Here is a 4,570-nt window from a genome sequence, read left to right as displayed (position 1 = left end):
GCACGAGCAGCAGCAGGAGCAGCACGATGCCGCCGACGTAGCCCATGCCCCATCCGAAGCCCGACACGCGGCCCATGTTCTTCGGCGTCGACACCTGCACGAGCATGGCGTTGTAGTTGACCCCGGCGAACTCGAAGAAGACGTTCCCGACCGCGAGCAGCGTGGCACCGAGGATGAGGTAGCCGGGCGTGCCCTCGACGAAGAACATCGCGGCCATGGCGCCGACGACCACGAACGTGTTCACGCCGAGCCAGAACTTGCGGCGACCGCTCCCGTCGGAGCGCTGGCCGAGAACGGGGGCGAGCACGGCGATGAGGATGCCGGCGATCATGAGGGCGAGGCCGACGACGCTGGCGTTGCCCGCCAGGGCGGCGACGAGCGCCGGATCGTCGTCGTTGCCGCCGGCGGCGTCGACGACCGCCGGGTCGACGAACAGGCTGCTGGCGAGGTAGGTGCTGAAGACGAACGTGGTCACGACCGCGTTGAAAGCCGCCGACCCCCAGTCCCACAGGGCCCACGCGAGCACCCCGCGCCGACGCGAGTCCGGTGCGTCGTCGGCCTGCGTCGAGGGCTGCGCGGGTTCCGGGGAGGGGCGGTCGGGATGCGGCATGTCGGTCACGGTATGACCTTTCGGTGAACGGCCGGTGCTCGGCGGCGAGCGGGGATCGCCTCATGATGCGAGGATGTGGCCATGCCCGTCAATGTCGAGCGCACCGAACTGCCGGGGATCGGCATCCGCCACGATGTCGAGACCGCCGCAGGGCGTCGCCTGTCGATCGTCACCTTCCGCGACGGGGGCCGCGAGCTCGCCGTCGCGGATCCCCATGATCCGGACCGCGCCGAGCTGTCGCTGGAGATCACCGACGACGAGGCCACCGCGCTGTCGGAGGTGCTCGGCGGATCGGTGATCATGACCCAGCTCGCGGGGGCTGCGCGACCAGGTCGACGGCCTGTCGACCTCGCAGATCCCGGTGCGGGCAGACTCGCCCTATGCCGGGCGTCCTCTGGGCGCCACCCGCGCCCGCACCCTCACCCGATGTTCGATCGTCGCCGTCGTGCGCGCCGGCGGCGTGGTGCCGGCGCCCGGGCCGGACGACGTGCTGAGCGTCGGCGACTCGCTCGTGGCGATCGGCACGGTGCGGGGCCTGGAGATGCTGGCCCGGATCATCGAGGGAAGCTGAGCATCCCATGGATCACGGCGCGCTCGTGCTCATCGAGCTCGGCGCGCTCCTGCTGGGCATCGCCCTTCTCGGCCGACTCGCCGGCCGGCTCGGCATCTCACCGATCCCGCTGATCCTGCTCGGCGGCCTCGCGTTCGGCGAGGGCGGTCTGCTCCCGTTCGCCGCCGGGGAGGAGTTCATCGAGATCGGCGCCGAGATCGGCGTGGTGCTCCTGCTGCTCATGCTCGGGCTCGAATACACCGCGGATGAGCTCGTCGGCAGCCTGCGCACCTCCCGCCGCGCGGGGGTGATCGACATGCTGCTGAACGCCCTCCCGGGTGCGGCGTTCGCGCTGCTCCTGGGCTGGGGGCCGATCGCGGCGGTCGCGCTCGGCGGGATCACCTGGATCTCGTCGTCGGGCGTCGTGGCGAAGCTGCTGCAGGACCTCGGACGCCTCACCAACCGCGAGACGCCGGTCGTGCTGTCGATCCTCGTGATCGAGGACCTCGCGATGGCGTTCTACCTGCCGCTGCTGACCGCGCTGCTGCTGGGGCTGAGTCTCGGCGCGAGCGTGCTCACCGTCGTCATCGCGATCGCGGTGGTCGCCGTCATCCTGTTCGTTGCCCTGCGGCACGGACACGTCGTGTCGCGGCTCGTCTCTTCGCGGAGCGCCGAAGTGCTCCTGCTGACGGTGCTGGGCGTGACCCTCATCGTGGCGGGCCTCGCGGCGCAGGCGAGCGTATCGTCGGCGGTCGGCGCGTTCCTCGTCGGCATCGCGATCTCCGGCCCGGTCGCCCGGCACGCCCAGCAGATGCTCACGCCGCTGCGCGACCTGTTCGCGTCGGTGTTCTTCCTCTTCTTCGGGCTGTCCACCGACCCCGCCGACCTGCTGCCGATGCTCCTGCCCGCGCTCGCGCTCGCCGCCGTCACGATGGCGACGAAGCTCCTCACCGCCTATCTCGCGGCCCGTCGCAGCGGCATCGGCGAGGCCGGACGCTGGCGCGCGGGGTTCGCCCTCATGCCGAGAGGGGAATTCTCGATCGTGATCGCCGGGCTCGCCATCGCCGCCGGTGTGGACCGGTCCCTCGCCGCATTGGCGACCGCGTACGTGCTGATCACGATCATCGCCGGCCCCCTGCTGGCGCGCATCCCGGACACGAAGGCGTTCACCGCGTGGACGGCACGTCGACAGGGCGCCGGCCGCCCCGCCCGCGCGTGAGCGGCGTCAGCCGACGGCGGAGAGGGGCTCGATGGTGCGCACGCGGGCGGTCGCCGGAGCCAGGCGGTAGCCGAGCCCCCGCACCGTCGCGATGCACTCCGGCGATCGGGCGTCGTCGCCGAGCTTGCGACGGATGTTCATGATGTGCACCTCGACCGCGTGACGGTCGTGCTCGGTGATGTGCTGGCCGGGCAGCCCGTTGGTCTCGCGCAGCATGAGCGCGAGCGACGACTTGCTGAAGACCTGCTCCTTGGCGCGCACGAGCATGTGCAGGATGTCGAACTCCGACCGCGTCAGTTCGCACGCGCGGCCGCGCATCTCGACGCGACGCGAGTGCGGATGCATCCGCAGCGGTCCGTGGGTGAGCCACGCGCCCTCGTCCTGGCGCGGAGCTCCGGTGCTCGTCAGGCTGCGCGAGCGACGCAGCAGCGCATCGATGCGTGCGCGGAGCGCGTGGGGGCGGACCGGGCCGGCGAGGTAGTCGTCGGCGCCGGCGCGGAAGCCCTCGACCGTCGCGGACTCGGAGTCGTCGTCCGAAAGCATGATCACGAACGCGTCGCTGAATTCCCGGATGCGGCGCACGGCTTCGAAGCCGTCGAGGCCAGCGAGGTCGGTCTGCACGATGACGAGGTCGGGGCGATGCTGGGCGGCCGCGTCGATCCCACTGAGGGCCGTCGCAGCGGAACGCACCCGGAAGCCCTGCTGCGACAGGCGGTCGGTCACCGCCTTCGCTCGATCGGCGCGACTGTCGATGACGAGGGCGGTCCGCGCGAACGGATCCGACAGGGGGTGTGTGGCGATGGGGCGCATGGGGGCCTTCGGCGTATGTGGGGGCGAACGTCGATACAGCTGGCGAGGCGTACGTGCAAGAAATTCTGTCTTTCATGAGTAACTTCTCATAAAACTCAGCATTCACACAGTCCCCATCCGTCCCACAACTTCAGTTTTTCCTCAGGTCGACCGGCTTTGGCTCAGGAAAAGTCGCGGAAGTCGTGCCGCGAGACGCCCGAGATCTAGCCTGGGTCGCCGGAGGAGAACGGGGGAGAACCGTGCGGGGAATCGCGCAGACGCTCGTCCTCCTGGGATCCACGCGCGCGTCGACGCTCAGCGAGCTGCTCGCCGAATACGGCGAGGGCGACCGCTTCCTGCACGAGGTCGTCGCGCGCGAGATCGTCACCCCGTCACAGCTCGCCGAGGCGATCGCGCGCCAGACGGGCCACCGCTTCGTCGACATCACCGGACTGCAGCTCGAACCCGAGATCGTCACGCTCGTGCCCGGCGGCCTCTGCCGCAAGTACGACGTGCTCCCCATCGGTCGCACGGCCGACCGGGTCGTGCTCGCCATGGCCAATCCCACCGACATCATCGCGCTCGACGACGTGTCCACCGTGACCGACCTGCAGGTGGAGCCGGTCGTCGTCGCGGCCGACGCGCTCCAGCTGGCGTTCCAGCGCTACGTGCGATCCGACGAGGAGCTCTCCGATCTGTCCGCCGAGCTGGAGGAGAGCGCGGCGACGCACCTGTCGGCGACCGAGGTCGTCGACGACCAGGACAGCGATGCGCCGATCGTGCGGTTCGTGAACCTCCTCGTCACGCAGGCGATCGACGATCGCGCGAGCGACATCCACGTGGAGCCGGGGGAGTCGCACCTGACCGTGCGCTATCGCATCGACGGGGTGCTGCACGAGATGCAGCGGGCCGATCGCAACATCCAGGACGGCATCATCTCGCGGCTGAAGATCATGGCCTCCATCGACATCGCCGAGCGGCGCCGGCCGCAGGACGGCCGGCTGTCGGTCTCGCACGGGGGCCGCAAGGTCGATCTCCGCGTCGCGACGCTGCCCACGGTGTGGGGCGAGAAGATCGTGATGCGCATCCTCGACAACACCGCCGTCAGCCTCTCCCTCGCCGATCTGCGGATGGGTCGCGGCAACCTGACGCGCTTCCGCGGCGCCATCGAGCGGCCGCACGGCATGGTGCTGGTGACCGGGCCGACCGGATCGGGCAAGTCCACGACGCTTTACACGGCGCTGCGGGAGGTGTCGAACCCGCGCGTGAACGTCATCACGGTCGAGGATCCCGTCGAGTACCGCATGGCGGGGGTCAACCAGGTGCAGGTCAACGCCAAGGCCGGCCTGACGTTCCAGTCGGTGCTGCGCAGCATCCTGCGCTCCGACCCCGACATCGTGCT

At 70.1% G+C, this 4,570-nt stretch carries 5 protein-coding genes; 3 read left to right on the top strand and 2 right to left on the bottom strand.

What is annotated here, in order from left to right; genetic code table 11:
- Positions 1–610: MFS transporter (locus tag B4E30_RS10275; protein ID WP_286795235.1), on the bottom strand; the 610-nt coding region annotated here is incomplete at its 3' end.
- Between the two features lie 361 nt (positions 611–971).
- On the opposite strand from B4E30_RS10275, the gene B4E30_RS10270 reads away from it, so the two are divergent.
- Entirely contained in the window at positions 972–1,181 is a 210-nt protein-coding gene (locus B4E30_RS10270; protein ID WP_286795216.1) for a cation:proton antiporter regulatory subunit, read from the top strand.
- A 7-nt stretch (positions 1,182–1,188) separates the two neighbouring features.
- Entirely contained in the window at positions 1,189–2,379 is a 1,191-nt protein-coding gene (locus B4E30_RS10265) for a cation:proton antiporter (RefSeq protein ID WP_286795215.1), read from the top strand.
- 6 nt (positions 2,380–2,385) lie between these two features.
- Here the strand turns inward: B4E30_RS10265 and B4E30_RS10260 are convergent, their stop codons facing one another.
- On the bottom strand, positions 2,386–3,189 hold the full coding sequence (locus tag B4E30_RS10260) for a response regulator transcription factor (RefSeq protein WP_286795213.1): 804 nt from the start codon (positions 3,187–3,189) through the stop codon (positions 2,386–2,388).
- A gap of 239 nt (positions 3,190–3,428) precedes the next feature.
- Between B4E30_RS10260 and B4E30_RS10255 the strand changes: the two genes are divergently transcribed.
- Positions 3,429–4,570, top strand: a 1,142-nt coding sequence (locus tag B4E30_RS10255) for a GspE/PulE family protein (RefSeq protein WP_286795211.1), incomplete at its 3' end; no start/stop codon positions are given.

The organism is Microbacterium sp. UBA3394, from assembly GCF_002358725.1.
Classification (GTDB): Bacteria; Actinomycetota; Actinomycetes; order Actinomycetales; family Microbacteriaceae; genus Microbacterium; species Microbacterium luteum.
Note: the sequence above shows the minus strand (reverse complement) of the source record. Positions and strands in the feature narration are given on the sequence as shown.